This window comes from Rhizobium sp. P44RR-XXIV, from assembly GCF_001999485.2.
Taxonomy (GTDB): Bacteria; Pseudomonadota; Alphaproteobacteria; order Rhizobiales; family Rhizobiaceae; genus Rhizobium.
In genome coordinates this window covers 184,971-208,839 of the sequence record NZ_MPVZ02000028.1, presented here as the reverse complement: position 1 = coordinate 208,839, position 23,869 = coordinate 184,971, and the positions used below count along the sequence as shown (strand labels likewise).

21 protein-coding genes are annotated in these 23,869 nt (G+C 59.2%); 5 read left to right on the top strand and 16 right to left on the bottom strand.

What is annotated here, in order from left to right; genetic code table 11:
• Positions 1-110: 110 nt before the first annotated feature.
• Together BSK43_RS18090 and BSK43_RS18085 are read right to left on the bottom strand one after the other, a co-directional pair.
• Positions 111-539, bottom strand: a complete 429-nt coding sequence (locus BSK43_RS18090; RefSeq protein ID WP_077469244.1) for a secondary thiamine-phosphate synthase enzyme YjbQ — start codon at positions 537-539, stop codon at positions 111-113.
• Positions 540-619: 80 nt separating this feature from the next.
• Positions 620-973 (bottom strand): DUF1428 family protein, encoded by a 354-nt coding sequence (locus BSK43_RS18085; RefSeq protein ID WP_077469246.1) that lies wholly within the window; start codon positions 971-973, stop codon positions 620-622.
• A 119-nt stretch (positions 974-1,092) separates the two neighbouring features.
• On the opposite strand from BSK43_RS18085, the gene BSK43_RS18080 reads away from it, so the two are divergent.
• Positions 1,093-1,485, top strand: a complete 393-nt coding sequence (locus BSK43_RS18080) for a GNAT family N-acetyltransferase (RefSeq protein WP_077469248.1) — start codon at positions 1,093-1,095, stop codon at positions 1,483-1,485.
• Between the two features lie 24 nt (positions 1,486-1,509).
• On the opposite strand, the gene BSK43_RS18075 is transcribed toward BSK43_RS18080, so the two are convergent.
• The 10 genes from BSK43_RS18075 to BSK43_RS18030 form a co-directional block, all read right to left on the bottom strand.
• Entirely contained in the window at positions 1,510-2,433 is a 924-nt protein-coding gene (locus BSK43_RS18075) for a LysR substrate-binding domain-containing protein (protein ID WP_077469249.1), read from the bottom strand.
• Between the two features lie 295 nt (positions 2,434-2,728).
• Positions 2,729-3,958, bottom strand: a complete 1,230-nt coding sequence (locus BSK43_RS18070; protein WP_077469253.1) for an MFS transporter — start codon at positions 3,956-3,958, stop codon at positions 2,729-2,731.
• Positions 3,959-4,053: 95 nt separating this feature from the next.
• Entirely contained in the window at positions 4,054-4,785 is a 732-nt protein-coding gene (locus BSK43_RS18065) for a phenylalanine--tRNA ligase beta subunit-related protein (protein WP_077469255.1), read from the bottom strand.
• Positions 4,786-4,867: 82 nt separating this feature from the next.
• On the bottom strand, positions 4,868-5,674 hold the full coding sequence (locus tag BSK43_RS18060; protein ID WP_077469257.1) for an AraC family transcriptional regulator: 807 nt from the start codon (positions 5,672-5,674) through the stop codon (positions 4,868-4,870).
• Positions 5,675-5,780: 106 nt separating this feature from the next.
• Positions 5,781-6,761, bottom strand: a complete 981-nt coding sequence (locus BSK43_RS18055; RefSeq protein WP_077469259.1) for a DMT family transporter — start codon at positions 6,759-6,761, stop codon at positions 5,781-5,783.
• A 135-nt stretch (positions 6,762-6,896) separates the two neighbouring features.
• Positions 6,897-8,345 carry a DUF930 domain-containing protein gene (locus BSK43_RS18050; protein WP_077469261.1) on the bottom strand — a complete coding sequence of 483 codons (1,449 nt, stop codon included), beginning with the start codon at positions 8,343-8,345 and terminating at the stop codon, positions 6,897-6,899.
• 237 nt (positions 8,346-8,582) lie between these two features.
• The gene (locus tag BSK43_RS18045) at positions 8,583-9,362 is read right to left on the bottom strand and encodes an APH(3')-II family aminoglycoside O-phosphotransferase (protein WP_246662628.1); all 780 of its coding nucleotides are present in this window, start codon (positions 9,360-9,362) and stop codon (positions 8,583-8,585) included.
• Between the two features lie 122 nt (positions 9,363-9,484).
• Positions 9,485-11,545: an RNA polymerase sigma factor RpoD gene (gene rpoD / locus BSK43_RS18040; RefSeq protein WP_068388138.1), complete on the bottom strand. Its 2,061-nt coding sequence runs from the start codon at positions 11,543-11,545 to the stop codon at positions 9,485-9,487.
• A gap of 449 nt (positions 11,546-11,994) precedes the next feature.
• Positions 11,995-13,032 (bottom strand): L-threonine 3-dehydrogenase, encoded by a 1,038-nt coding sequence (tdh, locus tag BSK43_RS18035; protein ID WP_068388141.1) that lies wholly within the window; start codon positions 13,030-13,032, stop codon positions 11,995-11,997.
• Positions 13,033-13,053: 21 nt separating this feature from the next.
• Entirely contained in the window at positions 13,054-14,241 is a 1,188-nt protein-coding gene (locus BSK43_RS18030; protein ID WP_077469263.1) for a glycine C-acetyltransferase, read from the bottom strand.
• A 262-nt stretch (positions 14,242-14,503) separates the two neighbouring features.
• On the opposite strand from BSK43_RS18030, the gene BSK43_RS18025 reads away from it, so the two are divergent.
• Positions 14,504-15,274, top strand: coding sequence for an SDR family oxidoreductase (locus BSK43_RS18025; RefSeq protein WP_077469265.1), 771 nt, complete (start codon positions 14,504-14,506; stop codon positions 15,272-15,274).
• 28 nt (positions 15,275-15,302) lie between these two features.
• Here BSK43_RS18025 and recQ read toward each other — a convergent pair whose 3' ends face one another.
• Positions 15,303-17,183, bottom strand: a complete 1,881-nt coding sequence (gene recQ / locus BSK43_RS18020) for a DNA helicase RecQ (RefSeq protein ID WP_136687086.1) — start codon at positions 17,181-17,183, stop codon at positions 15,303-15,305.
• A 7-nt stretch (positions 17,184-17,190) separates the two neighbouring features.
• Positions 17,191-19,182 carry a DNA primase gene (dnaG, locus tag BSK43_RS18015; RefSeq protein ID WP_077469267.1) on the bottom strand — a complete coding sequence of 664 codons (1,992 nt, stop codon included), beginning with the start codon at positions 19,180-19,182 and terminating at the stop codon, positions 17,191-17,193.
• Between the two features lie 569 nt (positions 19,183-19,751).
• Here dnaG and BSK43_RS18010 point away from each other — a divergent pair.
• Together BSK43_RS18010 and BSK43_RS18005 are read left to right on the top strand one after the other, a co-directional pair.
• Positions 19,752-19,985, top strand: coding sequence for a hypothetical protein (locus BSK43_RS18010; RefSeq protein WP_077469269.1), 234 nt, complete (start codon positions 19,752-19,754; stop codon positions 19,983-19,985).
• A gap of 336 nt (positions 19,986-20,321) precedes the next feature.
• Positions 20,322-21,224 carry a hypothetical protein gene (locus BSK43_RS18005; RefSeq protein WP_246662627.1) on the top strand — a complete coding sequence of 301 codons (903 nt, stop codon included), beginning with the start codon at positions 20,322-20,324 and terminating at the stop codon, positions 21,222-21,224.
• On the opposite strand, the gene BSK43_RS18000 is transcribed toward BSK43_RS18005, so the two are convergent.
• Positions 21,205-21,657 carry a GatB/YqeY domain-containing protein gene (locus BSK43_RS18000; protein ID WP_077469271.1) on the bottom strand — a complete coding sequence of 151 codons (453 nt, stop codon included), beginning with the start codon at positions 21,655-21,657 and terminating at the stop codon, positions 21,205-21,207. The genes BSK43_RS18005 and BSK43_RS18000 overlap by 20 nt on opposite strands.
• A gap of 308 nt (positions 21,658-21,965) precedes the next feature.
• Here BSK43_RS18000 and carA point away from each other — a divergent pair, with 308 nt between their 5' ends.
• Positions 21,966-23,174 carry a glutamine-hydrolyzing carbamoyl-phosphate synthase small subunit gene (gene carA, locus BSK43_RS17995; RefSeq protein WP_077469387.1) on the top strand — a complete coding sequence of 403 codons (1,209 nt, stop codon included), beginning with the start codon at positions 21,966-21,968 and terminating at the stop codon, positions 23,172-23,174.
• A 104-nt stretch (positions 23,175-23,278) separates the two neighbouring features.
• Here carA and BSK43_RS17990 read toward each other — a convergent pair whose 3' ends face one another.
• Positions 23,279-23,851 carry an EVE domain-containing protein gene (locus BSK43_RS17990; protein ID WP_077469273.1) on the bottom strand — a complete coding sequence of 191 codons (573 nt, stop codon included), beginning with the start codon at positions 23,849-23,851 and terminating at the stop codon, positions 23,279-23,281.
• Positions 23,852-23,869: the final 18 nt, after the last annotated feature.

Here is a 23,869-nt window from a genome sequence, read left to right as displayed (position 1 = left end):
CCTTTGGGATTGAGTGCAGGTTACGTCGGCCAAGCTGAACCGAACGCGAACTCGCCATTCAGATTGTATTCATGAGGGTTAACAATCGGTTGACGCGAGGATTTCAGAAATCAGGCCGAGAGATGCAGGACAATTTCACGCCGGTGAGGCCGGTCGCGATGCTCGAAAAGATAAATGCCCTGCCATGTGCCGAGCGTCAGGCGGCCGTTCATGACTGGAATGCCGATCGAGACTTGCGTCAGGGCCGCCTTGATGTGCGCCGGCATGTCGTCCGGCCCCTCCATCGTATGCACGACCCAGCGCATTGACGGGTCCGAAGAGGGCGGCACCAGCCGCCGGAAGAAGGTATTGAGGTCCGTCTTCACATCCGGATCGGCATTTTCCTGAATGAGCAGCGAGCAGGACGTGTGCCGCACGAAGACGGTCAAAAGTCCCTCGCCGCCGCCGGCCATTGCGCCACGAACGAAATCTGCGGCCTGATCAGTGAACTCGTAAAGTCCCTGACCACGGGTAGAGAGTGTGATGACGGTTTGCGGCATGGCTTCTTCCGACAATAGTAATGGTGATCGGCATCACGTCTGCCGCAACACTCGCAATGTCAAGTCCAGCAGCCGATAGACTATGTCTCGAGAAAGATGTCGAAGCCGCCATAGATCAAGCGTTTGCCATCGAAGGGCATGTTCTGCATATCATCCTTCAAGCGTGGATCGGCCATGACCTTTTTCAGCACCTCGTCACGGCTCCGCCGCGATTCATAAGTGATCCAGGAAAAGACCACCACTTCATCCTCGGTTGCCAGCACTGCGCGAGGAAAGGATGTCAGTTCTCCATAGGGCACATCGTCGCCGATGGCTTCCACGTAGCTGAGAGCACCATGTTCCCTCCAAACCTCCCCGGCCCTGCGCGCCTGCGCCTTGTATGCCTCGATCTTGTCTTTCGGCACGGCAAGGATAAAACCATCCACATAGGACATTTGAGCCTCCTCTGTTCTACGCTCACGTCAGAATGACGATCGAACACATCACTATCCGACATGGGGCGCTCACTTTTTTCGACGATTGCCCAACAGACGGATCCGCCCGATTGATTCAAATGCAGATAGAATACAAGGACGATCCAAATCCTGGAAATAAAGCCCTTGGCGCTCTCTGGGCGAGCGCATGGAATGATCCCTCCATGCGCGATTTCTCGCCTATCCTTGCAAGCAGCCTCGCCCATGTCGGCGCATTTGCAGGCCCGAGGCTAATCGGTTTTGTCAATGTCGCCTGGGATGGCGGCATCCACGCCTTCATTCTCGATACCTGTGTCGACCCGGAATTCCGAGGCTGGGGCGTCGCGACCGGCCTGGTCGAGCGGGCAACGATTCTTGCCCGCCAGCGTGGCGCGGAGTGGCTGCATGTCGATTTCGAACCGCATCTCACCGGCTTCTATCGAAAGCTCGGTTTCACCCCCATCAAAGCAGGCCTGATAAGATTGCGTGATTGAGACCCGAGTGCTTTGACCAACGCCTCACCCGGGCGAACGAGCTTGCGACAACAGCCAATTGCGAAATAATGCTGCCGACGGGTTCTCCAGCGCATTTGGCGGATAGAGCAGGTTGTAGCTGACGGGCGCCGGTTGGACCTCGACAAAACAACGCACCAATTTTCCCTCGGCAATATCCCGTGCAACCAACGAACTGCGCACAAGCGCGAAGCCGCGCCCTTCCCGGCACGCCTCAAGCATCTCGGCAAAGGATTCGAACTGCTCGCTGTTCTCCACAGCCCGGATGATATCGAAATGCGCGCCTGCCTCGCCGATCCCGCCGGTGATCTGCTCATGCCAACGCTGCCAATCCAGTATCGTGTGACTCATGCCGGCATAGCGCAGCAGCGGGGCCGCCCTTATGGCGTTGCGCGGGGGTAAACGTTTGGAAAGCTCTGGCGAGCTGACGACGAACTCCTCGTCCGCCAGCAATACCTCCTCAACAAGGCCTGCATCGGCATGGCCAAGCCAGATCGCCAGATCGATCCCACCGGGCCGGAAATCCGGACGCTGGTAGCCGACGGCCATCTTCAATTCGATCGCCGGATGTCGCTGACAGAAATCCGGCAGCCGCGATGCCAGCCATTGGCTCGAAAACTCCGGCGAGACGGAAACGGCAACGCTACGAACAGAAATACTCGCCCGCGCCTGATAGAGCGCCGTCTCCAGCTCGGAAATCGTCGCCGCAATTGCCGGATGCAGCCGCGCACCGAGCGGCGTCGGCCTTGCACCGTTTCGGCCACGATCGAACAGGCGCCCGCCGATCCATCCTTCCAGCTGCGCGAGCTGATGGCTGATGGCGGTCTGGGTCTGCCCGATCCGCTCCGCGGCGCGGCCAAAACCGCCGGTTTCGACAATGGCACAAAATGTCTGCAACACCGGCAGGGGTGGAAGCGGCCTCTTACCCATGAAAATCCTGCATGCTCGATTGCGGGAAGCTTCATTATACATCGCAAATTTTCGGGCGTATCCATTCATCTCAGGAAATCATAAGGCTCCGATAGATGAAAAATCTTCATGGAAATGATTGGGCGCGATGGATTGCCCGGTGGCTGGATCAAGCAATCCGCGAACATAACAGCGAAAGGCCGCCCCAGCTGAAATCGAAAGGCAGGCCCAATAGGCTCGATGCTGCGAACGACCATTTACTGAGGGATATCGGGCTCGGCGACAGCCAGGCAAGCTGCAGGGATTGTCGCTTGGGCTAGCCCTTGAGCGTCTTGACCCTGGTGAGATCCGGGAAGAGCCGCATCCACAGCAGCACCACAACTATGGTGCCGACACCGCCGACAATGCCGGTCAACACCGGTCCGAGAGCGCTGGCCAGCATGCCGGACTCGAATTCGCCGAGCTGATTGGACGTGCCGATGAAGAGTGAGTTCACGGCGTTGACGCGGCCACGCATCGCATCCGGCGTCAAAAGCTGCACGAGCGAACTGCGCACCACGACGCTGACCGTATCCGAAGCACCGACAACAAACAGTGCGGCGACGGAAAGGATGATGTTGCTCGACAGCGCGAACACGACGGTGGCAATGCCGAAAATCAGCACGGCAAACAGCATCTTCTTGCCAACATCAGTCTGCAAGGGCCGCCGGGCCAGCCAGATAGACATCACCAAGGCGCCGATCGCCGGAGAGGCGCGCAACAGGCCAAGACCCCAGGGGCCGGCATGCAGAATGTCGCGGGCGAATATCGGCAGGAGCGCGGTTGCACCGCCCAGCAGGACAGCAAACAGATCGAGCGAGATCGTCCCCAGCATTACGGGCCTGCTCTTGATGAAGGAAACGCCGGCAAAGACGGAGCTCAGCGTGACCGGCTCCCGCGACGATGGTTGCTCCCGCTCGACACGGATCGAAATGACGTTGCTGCTCGCGATGACATACAGCATTGCCGAGACAGCGAACGGCGCCACCGGATTGAGGCCATAGAGCAGGCCGCCAAGCGACGGGCCGATGATGAAGGCCGTCTGCATCATCGACGTCGAGGTCGCGATGGCGACCTGGAGCAGCGAGGACGGGACGATATTCGGCAGGAGCGCCGCCATTGTGGGTCGCTCGAAAGCGGTGGCCGCACCCATGACGGCGACGGCGGCCAGAATGCCGGCGGGACCTATCCAGTGCTGCCAGACGGCAACGGCCAGCACCAGTGCCGTCAGAGCCTCGACCAGTTGGCACGCAAGGCCGATGCGCCTCCGGTCGAACCGGTCGGCGACATGGCCAACGACAAAGGTCAGGATGACCATGGGCAGGAACTGGCAGAGGCCGACCAGGCCGAGATAGAAGGCGCTATGAGTCTGATCATAGATCATCCAGCCCATGGCGACGGTCACCGACTGAAAGCCTATCGAGGAGAAAACGCGCGACGCCACAAATGAACGGTAGCCGGGGTGACCGAGCACGCCCGGCCGGTCTAGGTTCTGCAGGGTATCCATGGGCCTTCTTCGTCTTCCGGCGCCGGTGCGCGGAGACATGCACTCTTAATCGTCAAAATCTCTGTAGCCCCTGCTCTGCCTGAACGCGCCGCTTGTCAACCTCGTTTCGGTTCCAGTTGGACATTCGTCTCTGCCGGGAGATCAAATAGCGGTGATGAGCGGCTTAGCAATCCTCGCCTGGCCTCCAGCGACCAGACAGCGGCAAGCTCGGCGGCAATCGTATCGATCAGCCGCGGCACATCGCTGGCGGCGGAATCGTGCAGCGCTTCCGCCACGATGAGCACGGATCGCGTATCCTCCCGCACGGCCGAAAGGCCACTTTGCCGGTTGGTCCAACGCCGGGCGTGGGCCTGTCCCGCGCTATCGGCAAAGACCACCTCGCGAGGCTCCGGATGCTCGACCTCTCCCGAAAATGTCAGATAAGATTCGCGACCGTCCGCATGTCGCACCTCGATATCAGCAGATATTTTCGAGAGATCGAACACAGCGACAGGAATGGCGAAGGCGATGGACACAGCATTGCAGAGATCGACGAGCGGATGCAGCCGCGGCAGCGAACCCTCCTGGCGGAAACGACGCAACAGAGCCTCGGAGGCACAGCGATATTGAGTGGGCTTCAATCCCATTTTCGAGAAGCAGCGCCGCCAGGCCTGAATCTCAGGCATCTCACTTTCGGGACCTTGCGCCAGCCGCTCCGTCGCAATCGCATAATATCCATTGAGACGATGGGTAACGATGGCATCCGCGGTGATCCCGTCGGCAAACAACACGCCCGGAACCAGTTCGGGGAACTCGTTCCACATCTCGTTCGAATGGCGAAAATACATGGCCTCTCCTTCTGCATGTCCGGCTTTGCATTTCAGAAGACCCTGTCATCATCGCAAGGTCTTGAATGAAATTGCAGAAGCCTCAGCAGGCGGCGGCATACGCGCCGGGCGATATGCCGAAATTGCGCACGAACAGGCGCGTCATGTGGCTTTGATCTGCAAAGCCACCGGCAAAGGCGGCTTCAGCCAGCGGCGTGCCTGTTGCGATCAGCCGCCGCACTTCCTGGATGCGGCGCTGCATCAGATAAGCGTGCGGAGTAAGCCCCGTCGCTTTGCTGAATGCGCGCAGGAACTGGAATTGGCTCAGCCCACAGGCATCCGATAACTCGCCAAGCGTTAGGGGTGCAGCAGGATCATCGTCGATCATGTCGCGCGCCCCATCGATGGGCGCGGGGACAGCGATATCGCGCGCCGTCCGTTCGCCTTCACTCATCACGGCGGCGACTAGCGATAACAACAGCCCATCCCGCAGCAACCCATCCGCGGGCTCAGCCCGATCGACCACAAGCGGAAACAACGCGCTGAAGCATGCGGCTATCTGGCCATTGCGGATGACAGGGGCCGGAAATTCGATCTCACCGATCTGCCCTTCCCCGATATCCTCAAGCAAATCGCCGATCAATCGTGGATCGAAATAGAGCATCGACCATGCCCGGCTTTCGCCGATGGGCACGCCGTCATGCACCTCGTTCGGACTGACGCTGATGACGTCTCCAGCCTCCGCCCGCACCATCCCCCGCCCGCTGAGCGACATCTGGGCGCCAGCCTCGATAAGACCGATGCCGAATTGACCATGGGTATGCTTGGGAAAGCTATGCCCCGTTTCCGCCTTCACAGCCTCGATGCCCCCGCCCTGAGAACGGAATATCCTGAATTGGCTGGATCTCATGCGTATCGCTTCCCCACGGAAACAGGATCACTCGCTCGAGGATGACGAAGCCTAACCCGGCACCGCTAGGCTGGCAATCTCAGCCATCTTCCTTCCAGCCCAGCCGCTATCTTTCCGCTATGGCGGCGTCCTCGTCCTGGGTTGTTGCCAATGCCGCCTGCGTGTTGCCGGCAACGGCGGCCGGCAGCGGGGTACCGCGCCTGCGCTCCCTCGCCAGCGTCAATAGCCCGGAGAAGATGATGAGGGCGATGCCGAAGGCCATGGGCATATCGATGCTGTCGTTGAACAGCAGATAGCCGAAAATAATCGCCCAGATCATCTGGCTGTACTGCGGCGGCGCAACCAGATTGGCCGGCGCCATGCGTGCAGCATTCATCAGCAGCACGTTGCCGATCGCACCTAACAGACCATAGCTTGCGAGGAAGACCCATTGCGTCGCCGTCGGCGCCATGACCTCCGGAAGCATCAGAAAGCCGCTGACAATCAAAGTGCCGAACAGGCCGGCACCATAAAGCGAGATGCGCTTTTCCTTCGAGCCGAGCGCACGATTAATGACGATCGAAATCGCCGCCGCAAGACCGCCCACCGCAGCGCAGAGATGGCCGATCGAGAGCTCGCGAAAGCCCGGCCGCAAGACGATCAGCACGCCGATGAAGCCGAGAATGACCGCTGTCCAGCGCTGCCAGCGCACATCCTCTTTCAGGAAGATCACCGAGAGGATCGTCACGAAAGACGGCAGCAGGAAGAGAAGCGCGAAGGCTTCCGCCATTGGCAGCTTGGTAAATGCGATGACCGAGCAGATGGCGCCGGTCGCGCCGCAGATGAAGCGCAACAACCACAGCGGCCGGTTAGACGTCCTCGCCATATCAAGCCAGCCGTCCTCCCGCTTTTTCAGAAAGGGCACGGCGGCAAAGCCAAACAGCGCGCCGATGAAGGCGACCTGATAGGACGGAACCACGCCGTGCAGGATCTTGATCGAAGCATCGCTGAAGGCAAAGACGGCATAAGACGCGAATGCCACAAGGACACCGCGCAAGGCGGAGCGGCCAGCGGCCGCGGAACTGGGATCGGCTGTAATCGAGGACATCGGAATCGTACAATGTGACGGGAGGAGAATTGAATCAGGTAGATACAGGCAATTGTATGATGAAACGAGCCGAATTTCGATTGAGCTGACAATAAACTATTGTTTCAGGAGGATGCCGGACGTGGCTATTCAGTGTCAATTTCCAAGGAACCGCGATCTGTCCATCTGGCTTGGGGAAACATGTCCTCTGAGGGTATAGGAAAAAGCGACAACTTTCAGTGCGTCGCTATCTACTTGGCAGGTGAATGCCACCCTCTGCCAGCCGCTGGGTGTATCAACCGCAACCCCATCACCAAACAGACTGATATCAGAAAGCATAGCGGACGATAGCGCAGAGTTATTAAAGCCAACTGCACCGAGATCGTGACCAAATTGAAGCTTCTCCTCAGAGTTGCAGAGATAGCGTACCCGATCACGTTTTGGCATCTTCTTCCAAGCATCGTAGTCGCTCTTCGACAGGCGCGCCATCTCGGCACCGGAATAGAGCTTCTTGGCTTCAATGGCCCTCTTCGGCACAAGTGACTTAGGCTGCTGAGGCTCAGTCACCAATGCTGTGCCACTGGTCTGGCCGCCCTGACTGCTCGAAGCAGACTGGCTTTGCGAAGCCTGCTCCGTGGGAGAAGGCCTGACTGTGGGAACGGCAATCTGGGGCTCGGCTTTCGCCTCATCCTTGGCTTCGTTGGCGGTAGGCTGCTGTTGCGGATCAGATGGTGACGCCTGCGCGGCGGCTTGCGCCTGCGGATCATTCTGATCGGTCGATTGCGCCTGCGGCTGCTGCACCTGCTGATCAGAGGGCTCGTTGGTCGCCAGCACATCGGGAGCCGAAGAGGCCGCTTTGGCGGTTGAATCGCCTTCCGGCGGCTTGGCCGCATTTGCTTCCTGGCTCTGGGCATCGGCTTGCTGTTGAGCTTGCTCAGCTTGAGCCTGGGCCTGGGCTTGTGCAGCCGCCTCCGCGGCAGCCTGTGCTTCCGCCTGTTGCGCGGCGGCATCATTCGGTGGCGTCTGCGGCGTGTCGCTCGGCTGCGTTGAGGCTTCTGCCTCCTGCGTGGTGGTCGCGTCCTTCTCCTCGCCCTTCATATCCGGAAGTGGCGTCTCCGTCGCAGAGGGCTTCTGGTCCGCTTTCTCTACTGGCTTGTCAGCGCCGCCGTCGTCAGATTTGGGTGCCGGCTTTTCCGCCTGCTCTTCAGGCTTGTCGGCCTTGGCCTCATCGGATTTGGGTGATGGCTTGTCCGTCGGCTCCTTGCCCTGAGGGTCGGATTGCTTTGGTGGTTGTTCGTCTGCCTTTTTTCCCTCGGGCTGCTGCGGCTGCTCTTGAGCTTCAGCGGTCTGTTGCGCTGGCTTCTCATCGGCCTTCTGAACGGGCTTCGGAGGCTGATCGGGCTTCTCATTCTCCTTCGTCGCGATCTCCTGCTTTTCCTCCGGCTGCGGCACCAGCTCGACGTTGACGCTCTGCTCGGGCTTTGCCTGTGGCGGCGCGGGCAACAGCGGCAGCAGAAAGATAGCCACAAACAGGACATGCAGGAGGATCGACAGGACAAAGCCCGGCCTCGTCTCCTTATCCCGTTTTTCCGCAACCTTTTCCATCGTTCAGCGGATGGCTCGCGAAGAGAAAACAATCAAGAGGGAACTGCGCATCGATTCATTCGATCCTTGCCGGCAAACAGATCAGAAGACTTTCAAGCCCGCTGACATATGGTATCCGACAGCACGCCAAGAAAGAGGCAGCCATCAAAATCGAACTTGTCAGGCCTCCGGGCGATCCGCAATGCTTCAAAAACAAACCTGCGTGATCGCACGGGCGCCAAACGCACCCGTCCACCGTTAAAAAAACTCGTCCAACAGCCGATAGTAGGCCATCTTTTCAGGATGCAGCTCGAAGTGCCCATAGGCATTGAGGAAATCGGCAGCCAGCGCCGCGCCGAAATTGTATTGGATGCTGCCGCAGGCCAGTGCCAGGTCCTGATAGCGATCGGCAATGCCGAGGCGGCCGCAATCGATATAACCACTGAAGCCCGCGCCATCCGCCATGAAATTCGGAAGGCAGGCATCGCCATGGGTGACGACGAGGTCTTCCGTCGCAGGCCTCTTATCCTCGAGTTCTCCGAAAAGATCATGCCCCGAATGTCCCAACCGGGTCTCATCGAAATCATCCTCATCGACGCAGCCGGCAACCAGGCGCGCCTTTGCATCGCCAATTCTGTTCGCCAATCGATGATCGAAAGGGCAGGCAGCAATGTCGATCGCGTGCAATCGCCGCAACGCATCCGCCAGAAGACGGACACGTTCGGCTGGCGATATCAGCTCCGCGCTGACGAGATCGCTGCCGGGAAGCGCGCTCATCAAAAGCCATTCGCGCTCCTCGTCCTTCGCATGGGCAATGATCTCCGGACAGGCAAGGCCCTGAGAGCGCAACCATCGCAGCCGCGCGACCTCGCCGACCAGCTCGCCCAAGGGGTCCACAGGCTCGGTCTTGAGATAAACAGGCGCACGCCCATCGGCCTCAAGCCGGAAAACATGCGCTGAAGAACGCCCGAGCGCATCCTGCCGCCATTCATAACCGGCCAGCAGATCACGCAGCGGGACGGGTATGGATGTTTCCATGAATTGCCGCTTACCTGCCATGCTCAGACCTTTGATGCCGATGTCCTCAATGAAAAGCCCGGCTCGCTTTCGCGAACCGGGCTCCGTTTCGTATACTGCCAATACCGGCTTGCGCCAGGGCCTTAGCTGTCGAGGAAGCTTCTGAGCTTGCGGCTGCGGCTCGGATGCTTGAGCTTGCGCAGAGCCTTGGCCTCGATCTGACGGATACGTTCGCGCGTAACCGAGAACTGCTGGCCGACTTCTTCGAGCGTATGGTCGGTGTTCATGCCAATGCCGAAGCGCATGCGCAGCACGCGCTCTTCACGCGGCGTCAGCGACGCCAGAACGCGGGTCGTGGTCTCGCGCAGGTTCGCCTGGATGGCGGCATCGATCGGCAGAAGCGCGTTCTTGTCCTCGATGAAATCGCCGAGGTGCGAATCTTCTTCGTCACCCACAGGCGTTTCGAGCGAGATAGGCTCCTTGGCGATCTTCAGTACCTTGCGCACCTTTTCGAGCGGCATGGCAAGCTTTTCGGCCAGTTCTTCCGGCGTCGGCTCGCGGCCGATCTCGTGCAGCATCTGGCGCGACGTGCGAACGATCTTGTTGATCGTTTCGATCATGTGCACCGGAATACGGATCGTGCGGGCCTGGTCAGCGATCGAACGGGTGATTGCCTGACGAATCCACCAGGTGGCGTAGGTCGAGAACTTGTAACCACGCCGATATTCGAACTTATCGACCGCCTTCATCAGGCCGATATTGCCTTCCTGAATGAGGTCGAGGAACTGCAGGCCACGGTTGGTGTACTTCTTGGCGATGGAGATGACGAGGCGCAGGTTGGCTTCGACCATTTCCTTCTTGGCGATGCGAGCTTCGCGCTCGCCCTTCTGCACCATCTGAACGATGCGGCGGAATTCCGAGATGGAAATGCCGGTTTCGGTCGCAAGGTTCTGAATTTCCTGGCGAATGTCACGGATCGTGGTGTTTTCGCTCTTGGCGAATTCCTTCCAGCCGCGCGCGGCCAGATTGCCGATCGACTTCATCCAGTTCGGGTCGAGCTCGGCACCCTGATACTGCTCCAGGAAGCTGTCGCGCTTGACGCCATAGGATTCCGCAAGACGCAGCAGGCGACCCTCGTTCTGCACGAGACGCTTGTTGATGTCATAGAGCTGCTCGACGAGAGCGTCGATGCGGTTCTGGTTCAGCGACAGTGACTTGACCGACTTGACCAGTTCATCCTTCAGCTCCTTGTAGCGGCGCTCCTGCGCCGACGACAGCGTGCCGGAAGCGGACAGGCGCTGTTCGACCTGCTGATCCTGCAGCTTGCGCAGCTTCTTGTAGGTCTCGGCGATGGTATCGAGCGTCAGCATAACCTGCGGACGAAGCTCGGCTTCCATGGCTGCCAGGGAAAGGCTGGACTCGTCTTCGTCCTCTTCCTCTTCCTCCATCGGCAGGCCTTCGCCGCCGACATTGGTGATATCGTCGTCGCCACTTGGCGAACGGCCACGGCGGGCCTTTTCCTTTTCTTCGGCAGCCTTGCGGTCAGCCTCGATCTTCTCGGGGCTCTGGAACTGCGGAGCAGCCTTGGCCTCGGGACCGGAATAGGTGGTTTCGAGATCGATGATCTCGCGCAACAGCGTCGTGCCCTCGTTGAGTTCGTCACGCCAGATGATCAGCGCCTGGAACGTCAACGGGCTCTCACAGAGGCCGCCGATCATGGTTTCGCGGCCGGCCTCGATGCGCTTTGCGATGGCGATTTCGCCTTCGCGCGACAGCAGCTCTACCGAACCCATTTCGCGCAGATACATGCGCACCGGGTCATCAGTACGGTCGGTCGGCTCTTTCTTCTTGGCGGTCGCAAGCGCAGACCCGGTAGAAGGAGCAAGCTCGCCGCCTTCGCCTTCCTCGTCGCCGCTCGCGTCGTCATCGTCGTTGGAAGGCGTGCCCGCCTCTTCGACGTCTTCATCCTCGATGACGTTGATGCCCATGTCCGAAAGCATGGCCATCGTGTCTTCGATCTGTTCCGATGTCACCTCTTCCGAGGGCAGGACGGCATTGAGCTCGTCCATCGTAACGTAGCCGCGCTTCTTCGCGGCCTTGATCATTTTCTTGACCGCGTCATCGGAAAGATCGAGAAGCGGGCCGTCGGAGGTGCCGTCGCGTTCGACTTCAGCTTCTTCGTTCTCTTTGACCTTGGTTGCCATCTCTATATCGTCGCTTTCCCTGACGCTGCAAACTTTACACGCGGTAGAACATTTCAATCAGGCCGGCACGCCCTGCGCCAGCCTCGACTCACCGACAAACACCTAACGGAATGACCTTTAATGCCCGATTAACCACGATCACCTCTACCGGATTGCAAAGCTGGATTGCGTTTGGATTTCCGGCCATGGTATTAGGTGATCCGCTTGATCCAGTTTACCGTTCTTCCCGAAGTTAAACGGTGATTCCTAGATTTTTTGTTCTCGTCAAGCTTTTCCGGTAAAAAAGCACGTTAAATGCGCGAAAAAGCCTTATCCACAGGCTCGATGCGCCATAATCCATTATTTCCCGTATTTAGGAAGTCCCCGCGCGATGACAAGAGCATCCTAAAGAAAGCTGCACATTTCCGACATCGCGTACCATTATCGATGCCGGAAATCGACAGCCAGGATCAATTCCAGTCCATGACGACCTTGCCGGAATTGCCTGAGCGCATGGCCTCGAAGCCCTCGCGAAAATCATCGATGCCGATGCGGTGCGTAATGACGGGTGATACATCGAGACCGCCCTGGACGAAGGCAATCATCTTGTACCAGGTCTCGAACATCTCGCGGCCATAGATGCCTTTCAGGTTCAGCATCTTGAAGATGACCTTGTTCCAGTCGATCTCGAAGCCCGCCGGCGCGATGCCAAGAATGGCGATCTTGCCGCCATTGTTCATCTTGTCGATCATGTCGCGGAAAGCCGGTGCCGCGCCCGACATTTCCAGCCCGACGTCGAAGCCCTCTGTCATGCCGACGGATTTCATCACATCGGCAAGGTTTTCCTTCGAAGCGTCGACGACGTGATCGATGCCGACCTTGCGGGCAAGCGCCAGCCGGGTGGGATTGATATCGGTGATGACGACCTTGCGCGCGCCCGAGCGCTTGGCGACCATGGCCCCCATGATGCCGATCGGCCCTGCGCCCGTGACAAGCACATCCTCGCCGACGAGATCGAAGGAGAGCGCGGTGTGAACCGCATTGCCGAACGGATCGAAGATCGCGGCGATCTCATCGGAAATGTCGTCGGGGATCGGAACGACGTTGGATTCGGGAATGCAGACGAATTCGCCGAACGAGCCGGGACGGTTGACGCCAACGCCGAGTGTGTTGCGGCAAAGGTGCCCCCTGCCCGCCCGGCAGTTACGACATTTGCCGCAGACGATGTGCCCCTCGCCGGAGACGCGTTCGCCGACATGGTACTTCGTGACAGCCGAACCGATTTCGGCGATCTCGCCGCAGAACTCATGGCCGACGACCATCGGCACGGGAATGGTCTTTTGTGCCCATTGGTCCCAGTTCCAAATATGGACATCGGTGCCGCAGATCGCCGACTTCCTGACCCGAATCAGCACATCGTTCGGCCCGACCTCGGGAACCGGAACATGCTCCATCCACAGCCCGACTTCCGCCTTCGATTTTACCAGCGCTTTCATCATGTTCGACATGATCGGTTCTCCCCAACCAATTCAAATGATTCCGAGTTCTTTCCCAGCTTCCGCAAAGGCCGCAATCGCCCGCTCGACATCAGCTTTCGAATGAGCGGCCGACATCTGCGTACGGATGCGCGCCTGTCCCTTGGGCACGACCGGGAAGGAAAAGCCGATGACGTAGACGCCCTTCTTCAGCATCAGCGCCGCCATGTCCTGCGCCAGCTTGGCGTCGCCGAGCATCACCGGGATGATCGGATGATCGGCACCGGCAAGCGTGAAGCCGAGCTTGGTCATTTCGCTGCGGAAGAGTTCGGCATTGTTGCGAAGCCGTGCCCGCAAGGCGTCGCCATTGTCGATCAGATCGAAGACCTTCAGCGAGGCAGCCGCGATGACCGGCGCCAGCGTGTTGGAAAAGAGATAGGGGCGCGAGCGCTGCCGCAGCCAATCGACGATCTCGCCTTTGGCCGATGTATAACCGCCCGAAGCGCCGCCGAGCGCCTTGCCGAGCGTGCCGGTGATGATATCGATCCGGCCCTCGACGCCACAATGCTCCGGCGAGCCGCGGCCGTGCGCACCGACGAAGCCAACGGCGTGACTGTCGTCGACCATGACCATAGCACCGTATTTCTCGGCCAGATCGCAAACACCGCCAAGATTGGCGATAATGCCGTCCATCGAGAACACGCCGTCAGTGGCGATCAGCTTGAAACGGCTGCCCTCGGCCTTCTTCAACTCCTCTTCCAGCGCCGCCATGTCGTTGTTGGCATAGCGGAAGCGCTTGGCCTTGGAGAGCCGCACGCCATCGATGATCGAGGCGTGATTAAGGGCGTCCGAGATGATGGCATCTTCCTCTGACAGCAGCGTCTCGAACAAGCCACCATTGGCATCGAAGCAGGAAGAATAGAGGATGGTATCCTCCATGCCGAGAAACGCCGAAATCCGGGCCTCGAGCTGCTTGTGCTCTTCCTGCGTGCCGCAGATGAAGCGAACCGAAGCCATGCCGTAGCCATAGCGATCGAGCGCTTTCTTCCCGGCCTCGGCAAGCTCCTCGTTATCGGCGAGGCCGAGATAGTTGTTGGCGCAGAAATTGAGCACGCGGGCGCCACCGACGACGGCGATTTCACCGGCTTGCTTGGACGTGATGACGCGCTCGGCCTTGTAGAGACCGGCTTCTTTCAAGCCGACAAGTTCCTTGCGCAGATGGGATAGAAATTCTGAGGTCATTGTCGCATTCCGATGCTGGTCGCAGTGCCTAATTGATGAAGAAGTAACACAGGATTCGGCCGCTTGCTGCATCCAGCAGCGGCAAAAATGCGCAACGCGGTGACGTCGGCGCGATAGGAGGCAGGTTCGATATTATCTGTCAAACCAGCCTCGATCCACGCAAGTTCCTGTCCGGTCCCCTTTAATTGCCATTGCGGAAATTACTTGACTGAGTCCATTATCTTGCGGCAGCTTGTCTTCACCGCAGGACAAAGGGATAGCCATGAGCATATTTCACAGATTTTCCCTCACAGGGCGTGTTGCGCTGGTGACCGGCGGCGGCCGCGGCCTTGGATTTGAGATGGCCCAGGCACTTGCCGATGTAGGCGCTCACGTCATCATCAACGGGCGGACCGAAGCGACGTTGAATGCGGCGGTCGAAACCATCCGGGCAAGAGGCGGTTCCGCCGAGGCTGCCGCCTTCGACATCGCCGATCGTGAGGCGCAGCGCGCCGTGATGGCCGATATAGAAAGCAATCACGGCCGGCTCGACATATTGATCAACAATGTCGGCGCCCGCGACAGACGCCAGCTGGCGGATTTCGACGACGAAGCGATCCTTGCCTTGCTCAACACGGATCTTGCCGCGTCGATCATGCTCTCACGCGATGCGGCCCGCTTGATGAAGCGGCACAATCACGGACGCCTGATCTCCGTCACCTCGATCAGCGGTCAGGTCGTCATGCCCGGTGACTGCGTTTATCCCGCAGCCAAACAGGGACTGACGGGGCTGATGCGCGGGATGGCGGTCGAGTTTGGCCCGCACGGCATCACCAGCAATGCCATCGCTCCCGGCTGGTTTGCGACGGAAACCAATGCCGCGATGGCCGCAAATGAAGAGCTGATCCCTTTCGTGCGGCAACGCATCCCAGTCCAGCGCTGGGGACGACCCGACGAAATCGCCGGTGCTGCGCTCTTCCTTGCCAGCGACGCCGCGTCTTTCGTCAACGGCCATGTTCTGACAGTCGACGGCGGCATGACCGTACGCATGTAGCCGCGTCTCTACACACGACCGGCAGATATCAACGACGATCGAAATCCGAAATCACGCCAAGGAACGCATCTCCGTAGCGCTCCAGCTTCGATTGGCCAACACCGGAAATACCCAGGAGTGCCTTGGAATTCTTAGGTCGCTCGGTCGCGAACGCGATCAGGGTCGTATCCGGGAAAACGACATAGGGCGGCACACCCAATTCCTTGGCGATCCTTGTCCGTTCGGCGCGCAGCGCATCGAAAAGCGCTTGTGCCTCGCCGGCAAGACCATGCGCCGGCTTTTCCGCGCGCCCCGCCTTTTTGCCACGGCGCCCTGTCTCGGGCCGATCCTTGCGAAAGAAGACCTGCCGCTCGCGCTTGAAAACTGCCCTCGCCTCCTCCTCCAGCTTCATGGCACCGAAGGCAGTGTGGTCAACGCTGATGAGGCCGCTTGCCAGCAATTGCCGGAAGATAGATTGCCAGGTGCGGGACGGTATATCCTTTCCGGCACCGAATACGGGCATGTCGACATGGCCGAAACGCTCAGTCTTCTCGTTGACCGTGCCCAACAGCACATCGATGACATGGCCGGTGCCGAAACGCTCGCCGGTGCGATAGACTGCCGCCAGCGCCTTGATCGCCGCTTCCGTGCCGTCCCAGGTCTCGACGGGTTTCTGGCAGGTATCGCAATTGCCGCAACCGCCGCCATGCGCTTCGCCGAAATGGGCCAGGATGGCCTGTCGGCGGCAACCGGCCGTTTCGCAGATGGCAAGCAGCGCATTGAGCTTTCCCCGCTCCACCCGCTTGATTTCATCGGCTGCATTGCCCTCGTCGATCATGCGCCGCCGCTGGATGACGTCGGCCATGCCGTAGGCCATCCATACCTCAGAGGGCAAGCCATCACGCCCGGCACGACCGGTCTCCTGATAATAGGCCTCGACCGAACCCGGCAGATCGAGATGCGCGACATAGCGCACGTTCGGCTTGTCGATGCCCATGCCGAAGGCGACCGTCGCAACAAGGCAAAGATCTTCTTCCTTGAGGAATGCATCCTGGTTGGCATCGCGCACCGCTCGATCCATGCCGGCATGATAGGCAAGTGCCCGGACGCCCTGCCCGTTCAACCACTCCGCGGTGTCCTCGACCTTGGCCCGCGACAGGCAATAGACGATGCCGCTATCGCCACGGTGCCCGTCGAGAAAGCGCAACAGCTGCTGGCGCGGCTGATCGCGCTCGACAATCTCATAGGCAATATTCGGCCGATCGAAGCTGGTGGTGAAAACCTCGGCATCATCAAGAGCAAGCCGCTCGATGATATCGTCGCGGGTATGAGGATCGGCCGTCGCCGTCAGCGCGATGCGCGGCACGCCAGGAAAGAGCTCGGCAAGCTTGCCGAGATCGCGATATTCCGGCCTGAAATCATGCCCCCATTGAGACACGCAATGCGCCTCGTCGATCGCAAAGAGTGCGATCTTCGCCTTGGAGATCATCTGCTGGAAGCCATCCGTCAGGATACGCTCGGGCGTGACGTAAAGCATATCCAGCGTGCCGCTGGAAACCGCGCGATAGACATCGCTGGCCTCCTCGCGCGACAGGGACGAGTTCAAGGCGGCCGCCCGGATGCCGAGCTGCTTCATCGCCTCCACCTGATCGCGCATCAAGGCGATCAGCGGTGAAACGACAATGCCGACACCGTCTCGGCACAACGCCGGAATCTGGAAACACAGCGACTTGCCGGCGCCGGTTGGGAACAGCACGACGGCGTCGCCGCCGGAGACCACATGCTCAACCACCTGCTGTTGCTTGCCGCGAAATGCCGAATAGCCATAGACACGCTTCAGCACGTCTAGCGGCGCGGATGCACCACCTCTGCTGCCGAACAAGGCGTCATCGGCGGAAAATCGCGGTTCCAGTCTATCCGGCTGCGGCATCTATTCCCTATTTCCCTGCTACGCCCTTGATACGGCCGGACAACACGCCAAAGCCATCGATGATGGCCTCCTGGTTTTCCAGCCGCACCGCTTCAAGCTGTACTTCCTGCAAGGCGCGCATCAGCTGCTCGATCGCTTCGCCATCGCCATCTTCCGTCGCCTCGGCGATCGCGCCTTCCAGCTCGATCTTGTGCCATCGCAGTGCCTTGGAACGCTTGTGAAGTGCGAGCGCCTGGCGATAGCCCTCGCGGGCATCCTCCATCGCGGCTTCCTCGGTTGCCGTCCAAAGCCGGGCATTGCGAACCTGCTGGTCGAGATTCTTCAGCAATGCGCCGAAATCCTGCTCTTCCAATTGCTCGACCAACCGATCGCGGACAAGCTGCGATCCGATCGTGGTCGCGGCAATCCCGAGAACCGCCGACCATAGGCGCTGCAATTCCCGGCTCTCGTAGTCGATCGCAGCGATCTCGTCATATTCATCCTGCAGCAGCAGCGGATGATTGACGATGGTCAGCGCCAGGACGCTTTCCCGAAGGCTCGGAATGTCCTGATGTCCCTTAATCATCGCCGACCGCGTCAACCGATCGGATGCTGTCGTGCTGACAGCAGCCCGATCACGGCCCTGCTGTCCACCACGTCCGCCGAAGGAGCGGCCGTTGCCGTCGCGGGAAAAGCCGCGCCCCTGCTGATTGCCGCCGCGCTGGAACTGCGGTTGAAACAGCCCGTTCAGCCGCTCGCGCATGCTCTGCTGATAGTGGCGGCGAACATCCTCGTCGACGATGACGGACACGATGCGCCGCAACCGGGCCTCGAGTTCCGCCCGTGCTTCCGGCGTTTCGAAGGTGCCGCTGCCCGCTTCCCTTGCCCAGATCATGTCTGCCAGCGGCTTTGCCTGCGCGAGAACCTTGTCGAAAGGCGCGCGACCGTCATGGCGGACGAGATCGTCCGGATCCTTGCCATCGGGTAACAGCGCGAAACGGACGGTGCGGCCCGGCTTGATATGCGGCAGCGCCAGATCGGCGCCACGATTGGCGGCGCGAATACCGGCGCCATCACCGTCGAAACAAAGCACCGGTTCCGCCGTCATCTTCCAGAGAAGATCGAGCTGATTCTCGGTCAGCGCCGTGCCGAGCGGCGCGACGGCATTCTCGACGCCTGCCTGGTGCAGAGCGATGACGTCCATATACCCTTCGACGGCAATAATGGTGCCGGCACCATCGGCGCCCTGGGAGGCGCGGCGCGCGCGGGTGAAATTGTAGAGTACGTTACCCTTGTGGAAGAGCTCGGTCTCATTGGAATTGAGATATTTCGCCGGCGCATCCGGCGACATGGCGCGGCCACCGAAGGCAATCACCTTCTCGCGTGATGACAGGATCGGAAACATGATGCGGTCGCGAAAGCGATCGTAGGAGACAGGTACGTTCTCGTGCACGACGAGGCCGCAGGCTTCCATCTGCTCCTTCAATACGCCCTTGCCGGCCAGAAACTCCTTCAGCGCATTACGGCTATCCGGGGAATAGCCAAGACGGAAGGTCTCGATGGTGCGTCCACTCAAGCCTCGGTCGCGCAAATAGGCGCGGGCGCGGGCGCCATTGGCGGTCTGCAGCTGGTCCTGGAAGAATTGAGTGGCCATCTCCATGACATCTAGCAGCGATGTGCGCTCCTTCTCGCGCTTCGCCTCCATGGGATCGGCAACCGGCATGGGAACGCCGGCCATGTCGGCGATCTGCTGCACTGCCTCGGGAAAGCTTAAGCCCTCGAGCTCGGTCAGAAAACGGAAATGATCACCCGTCACGCCGCAGCCAAAGCAGTGATAGCGGCCCTTGCGGTCTTCGCAGTGGAAACTTGGCGACTTCTCGCCATGGAAAGGGCAGCAGGCCCAAAAATCGCCACGCGGCACATTGGTCTTGCGCCGATCCCAGCTCACGCGACGACCGATCACGTCTGAAATCAGAACGCGGTCGCGAATCTCGTCGAGAAACGTATTGGAAAATCGCATGGCTACCTCTGGCTTGCCCCATATAAACAGGAATGGCGCGCATTGCCACGACGACCCGACGGACACACACGGTATTCACAGCCCATTACGGACGATTGCATTTCCATCCCGCCGATCACAACTTCGTGAAGCGATCACCAAAATCGAGCCGAGCAGACCGGCGAGATAAGTCAATTTCAGCCTGATCCAAACCCGCTTTTGCATCGGAATCGAGCGGAAGGACTAACGGATCTAGCTGCCTACGCTCAACTGTTTTCACGGCAAAAGAGGCGGAAAAGCAAAGGCTTGCACATCTTGAGGTGGGTGGAAAGGAAGGTCGGATGCGGGAATGACAATCAATGGCTGCAACGTCCACGGCTTGCGCCCAAACTGCTTGGTGGCGCATTTGCGGCATGGTTCGTAAGCCAAACATTATTTTTTTGTAATTTGATTGTTGATGTGCACCGCAATAGCGTTCTTCTCACGGGGCGAGACAAGCCGGCGAAGAAACGACTTCGCGACGCGACATGCCGAGACGCCCCGACGAACCGGAAGCCATAAGGAACAGGGCTTTCAGTTTAGGAGATAAAATGCGTGTTCTGATCGTACCCTTAGCCGCCGCGGCGATTTTCGCCACAGCTACTTATAGCTCGGCCACGACAGCTAATGGCAGTAGCGAAAAGAACGTGCTTTATGCCGGCGCGGAGTACCAGCTGCCGGTCGATATGAAAATCCCTGCCCTCACGGCAGGCGTTAAAGTTCAGATGTACGGACTGCCGTCGCAAGCGTTGGCTTTGCCCCAGCAAGTCAGGATCATTCGATAGGTTCACCAGATACTCAGGTGGGGCACCATCCCTACCCCCGGCGCCGCCCCACCTGAGTGCCTTTGCAATAGACGTTTGATTTTTGGGCCCCACCCTGCGTCATCAAACGGCTGCAAAGTGCAAGAAGGCAGGAGCTCCCCCAGCTCCTGCCTTCTCTAATTTTAGGCCCCCAAAACGATGAGCGCCACCTGCGAGGCATCGCTATACCGCGTACGCAAGTATTTTGACGTACGTGATGCAATGTATATTTCCTAAGATCACAAGATATGCCATCCTGATGAACATCATCTTCTTCAGACAATTCGGAAGTTTGTCCAGTTCATCGGAGACGGCGACATGTCTTTATCCGCGAAGGAACTTGCCCAAGACCCTAATTTTTTCGCTGAAATTCTGGATTATACACGAGAGATTATATCAACTTATAATGAAAACCAGAAAATCTGCTCTGTCTTTGCTTCGCAGCAACGCTGGTTGATGGCGCTTGCGGGTTTTGCCTTATACTATGGCGGCGTTGACGGAGAGCCGCCCGGTCTCCATGCGAATCGTTTTGCCACCTATGTGGTCGAGCACGAGATCGCCAGCCACAACACCGCCCTCAGCTTCATGCAGGAAATGCTGGCCGAGGGCTTTCTACGTTACCTGCCAAACACACCCGACCGCCGTACGCGACCAATGGAACCGACGGAAGAAGCCATCAGGCAACTGGGCAAATGGCTTGCCATTCATCTCGCAGTGCTGGACCGGCTGGATGGCGGCAGGCGCAGCGTCCTATTTGCCAAGCGCCCCGAGCTTATAGCCGCCTTGCAGCCCGCGATCTCGGTCGGCATCATCGACAGCGATGATGTTCGCCGCCCAGGGGATACGTTCGATCTCTTCACATGGGTCAATTCCGGCGGCGTGATCATGGACTATCTGATCTCGCGTGTCGGGCTGGTCGATTCGGTAACGCACAGGGCAATTGTCGGGCGAATTGCCTTCACAGACATTTGTCGCCGCTTTCATATTTCCAGAACCCATGCGAAGCGGCTGATGAACAGGGCTGTGAAAATGCAAAGTGTCGGGTGGACGGGCTCTTCGGGGAGAAGCCAGCTCTGGCTCTCCTGCAGCTTCATTCAGGAATACCGGAACTTTCAAGCCGAAAAATTCGCCATCATAGACGGGGTCTGGAAAAACGCCTTCGGCACGCAGCAAATCCGCATGCCGAAGACGAAACAGCTTTTTACTTCAGCAATTCCTTGAGGATCGACGAAGCCTTGGTGAAATCCATCTGACCGGCATAACGCTCACGCAGGGCGGCGACGCACTTGCCCATATCCTTCAGGCCCTGCGCACCGAGCTCCGCCACGATCGCGACGCAGATCTCGCGCACTTTGTCTTCCGACAACTGCGCGGGCATGAAGCCCTGAATGACCGTGATTTCCTCACGCTCCTTCGCGGCCAGCTCCGGACGCCCGCCGTCGACATAGATCTTCTCGGACTCTTCCCGCTGCTTGATCATCTTGGCGAGCAGCTGAAGAATCTCGTCGTCGCTTGCCTGTTCCTTTGCCAGGCCGCGATTGGCGATGTCCTTGTCCTTGATGGCGGCAAGGATAAGACGCACGGTCGAAAGCCTTGCCGTATCCCTTGCCTTCATCGCATCCTTCTGGGCGTTGGAAAGGGTCTCGCGGATCATATCTGTACTCCTTGAAGCAGGCGGACGACGATCGCCCGGTCTCTTATTTCATGCTGCCCGTCTCATAGACCATCAGCAGCAACCAATGCAAATGCGACAAACCGGCTGAAATGGAATGAATTCCATGCCAGGAAACGAAAAGCGCGCATTGACCGGCTGGCCTTGTTTGGCTATGTCCAACACCTGCACATTAGATCCATATGAAGATCTCAAGCCGCGACACGTGTCGCCGGCCGTACCTTGCTACAAACATGGCGGAAGCCGACGGCCTCTTCAAGGTCGCGCACGACGCCGGAAACGGGATGATTATGACCGCCACAGCCCCATGGACCACCGAAAAGCCGACCGCTCTTCTCGTTCTCGCCGACGGCACCGTGATCGAAGGCAAGGGTATCGGCGCGACCGGCAAGGTCCAGGCCGAAGTCTGCTTCAACACGGCGCTGACCGGCTACGAGGAAATCCTGACCGATCCCTCCTATCTCGGCCAGATCGTCACCTTCACCTTCCCTCACATCGGCAATGTCGGCACCAATGAGGAAGATATCGAAGACCTGACGCCTGCCGCCCGGCACGGCGCGGTCGGCGTCATCTTCAAGGCTGACATCACCGATCCGTCGAACTATCGCGCCGCCAAGCATCTCGACCAGTGGCTGAAGGCCCGCGGTATCATCGGCCTCAGCGGCATCGACACCCGCGCGCTCACGGCCTGGATCCGTGAAAACGGCATGCCGAACGGCGTGATCGCCCATGATCCGAACGGCGTCTTCGATATCGAGCAGCTGAAGGCGGATGCCAAGGCCTGGAGTGGCCTCGAAGGCCTTGACCTCGCCAAGGTCGCCTCCTCCGGCCAGTCCTCGCAATGGTCGCAGACACCGTGGATCTGGAACAAAGGCTATGGCGAACTCGGCGCCGCCGAAGCCAAATACCACGTTGTCTGCCTCGACTACGGCGTCAAGCGTAACATCCTGCGTCTCTTTGCCGGTCTCGATTGCAAGGTCACCGTCTTGCCGGCGACGGCTTCGACCGACGAAGTCCTCGGCCTCAAGCCCGATGGCATCTTCCTGTCAAACGGTCCTGGCGACCCGGCCGCGACCGGCGAATATGCAGTACCGGTCATCAAGGACCTGCTGAAATCGGACATTCCGCTCTTCGGCATCTGCCTCGGCCACCAGATGCTCGGCCTCGCACTCGGCGCCAAGACGGCGAAGATGCACCAGGGCCATCACGGCGCCAACCATCCGGTCAAGGATCACACGACAGGCAAGGTCGAGATCGTCTCGATGAACCATGGCTTTGCAGTAGACTCGAATTCGTTGCCGCAAGGCGTTGAGGAGACTCACGTTTCGCTCTTTGATGGCAGCAATTGCGGCCTGCGCGTTTCCGGCAAGCCGGTCTTCTCGGTGCAGCATCACCCGGAAGCGTCTCCCGGCCCGCAGGACAGCCACTACCTCTTCCGTCGCTTCATCAATCTGGTGCGCGAAAAGAAGGGCGAGCCGGCTTTGGCGGAACGCGCCTAAATCTTCCCAACCCAGCAATATTCAAAAGCCCCGGATTGGCAGCCAATCCGGGGTTTTCTTTTGTTTAGGCCAGCACAGGAAACCTTAGCCGGTCCGTTATCCGATCAAGCCTGCAGGCGGCGCTGCTTGACCACTTCAAGCTCGCTCATCATGATCTCTTCCAGGAACTCGAAGTCCGACTGCCCGAAGGCAACGAGACCGAATCTCAGCCTGTAACCCCAGTTCTTGTCCTGGGTGAAATCAAGCCAGCCCAGCAGGGGGCGAAGCGGCTGTTCGGGTGCATCCAGCCAGTCGACATCGCGGCGATAGGCTTTTCCGCAACCCATCTCCGCCCGGTAAGGCTGACCTTCGCGGACAAAGCCGATGGCGGTAAAGCTTTGAAAGCCGTCTCTCTCGCCCATCTTCACAGATGGAGAGTAATAGACAATGCCGTCGCCTGGCTTGATGCGCTTTAATGGTGCTTCCCTGCCGTGGTTCACCTGCATGAAACCATACTCGCGCCCGAGGCGCACGTGCTCCGCACTAGCCACCGCCAGCCAATAGGACCTCTGCGCCGGCTGAGGCTGCCGGGACGATGTATTGGCGTGCGGAAACAGGCGCACCATGGTGCCCTGGTTGATGGAGTCTTCCCGCGAGAAAAGCGCGGTATCGTTACGATCGCTTGCTTCGTATGTCATGGTCGTCTCCCGTGATTG

What these genes read in the sequence shown, in the direction of transcription:
- BSK43_RS18090 (WP_077469244.1), bottom strand. Translation starts at nt 539, where the DNA reads ATGCCGCAAACCGTCATCACACTCTCTACCCGTGGTCAGGGACTTTAC.
- BSK43_RS18085 (WP_077469246.1), bottom strand. Translation starts at nt 973, where the DNA reads ATGTCCTATGTGGATGGTTTTATCCTTGCCGTGCCGAAAGACAAGATC.
- BSK43_RS18080 (WP_077469248.1), top strand. Translation starts at nt 1,093, where the DNA reads ATGCAGATAGAATACAAGGACGATCCAAATCCTGGAAATAAAGCCCTT.
- BSK43_RS18075 (WP_077469249.1), bottom strand. Translation starts at nt 2,433, where the DNA reads ATGGGTAAGAGGCCGCTTCCACCCCTGCCGGTGTTGCAGACATTTTGT.
- BSK43_RS18070 (WP_077469253.1), bottom strand. Translation starts at nt 3,958, where the DNA reads ATGGATACCCTGCAGAACCTAGACCGGCCGGGCGTGCTCGGTCACCCC.
- BSK43_RS18065 (WP_077469255.1), bottom strand. Translation starts at nt 4,785, where the DNA reads ATGTATTTTCGCCATTCGAACGAGATGTGGAACGAGTTCCCCGAACTG.
- BSK43_RS18060 (WP_077469257.1), bottom strand. Translation starts at nt 5,674, where the DNA reads ATGAGATCCAGCCAATTCAGGATATTCCGTTCTCAGGGCGGGGGCATC.
- BSK43_RS18055 (WP_077469259.1), bottom strand. Translation starts at nt 6,761, where the DNA reads ATGTCCTCGATTACAGCCGATCCCAGTTCCGCGGCCGCTGGCCGCTCC.
- BSK43_RS18050 (WP_077469261.1), bottom strand. Translation starts at nt 8,345, where the DNA reads ATGGAAAAGGTTGCGGAAAAACGGGATAAGGAGACGAGGCCGGGCTTT.
- BSK43_RS18045 (WP_246662628.1), bottom strand. Translation starts at nt 9,362, where the DNA reads ATGGAAACATCCATACCCGTCCCGCTGCGTGATCTGCTGGCCGGTTAT.
- rpoD (WP_068388138.1), bottom strand. Translation starts at nt 11,545, where the DNA reads ATGGCAACCAAGGTCAAAGAGAACGAAGAAGCTGAAGTCGAACGCGAC.
- tdh (WP_068388141.1), bottom strand. Translation starts at nt 13,032, where the DNA reads ATGTCGAACATGATGAAAGCGCTGGTAAAATCGAAGGCGGAAGTCGGG.
- BSK43_RS18030 (WP_077469263.1), bottom strand. Translation starts at nt 14,241, where the DNA reads ATGACCTCAGAATTTCTATCCCATCTGCGCAAGGAACTTGTCGGCTTG.
- BSK43_RS18025 (WP_077469265.1), top strand. Translation starts at nt 14,504, where the DNA reads ATGAGCATATTTCACAGATTTTCCCTCACAGGGCGTGTTGCGCTGGTG.
- recQ (WP_136687086.1), bottom strand. Translation starts at nt 17,183, where the DNA reads ATGCCGCAGCCGGATAGACTGGAACCGCGATTTTCCGCCGATGACGCC.
- dnaG (WP_077469267.1), bottom strand. Translation starts at nt 19,182, where the DNA reads ATGCGATTTTCCAATACGTTTCTCGACGAGATTCGCGACCGCGTTCTG.
- BSK43_RS18010 (WP_077469269.1), top strand. Translation starts at nt 19,752, where the DNA reads ATGCGTGTTCTGATCGTACCCTTAGCCGCCGCGGCGATTTTCGCCACA.
- BSK43_RS18005 (WP_246662627.1), top strand. Translation starts at nt 20,322, where the DNA reads ATGTCTTTATCCGCGAAGGAACTTGCCCAAGACCCTAATTTTTTCGCT.
- BSK43_RS18000 (WP_077469271.1), bottom strand. Translation starts at nt 21,657, where the DNA reads ATGATCCGCGAGACCCTTTCCAACGCCCAGAAGGATGCGATGAAGGCA.
- carA (WP_077469387.1), top strand. Translation starts at nt 21,966, where the DNA reads ATGACCGCCACAGCCCCATGGACCACCGAAAAGCCGACCGCTCTTCTC.
- BSK43_RS17990 (WP_077469273.1), bottom strand. Translation starts at nt 23,851, where the DNA reads ATGACATACGAAGCAAGCGATCGTAACGATACCGCGCTTTTCTCGCGG.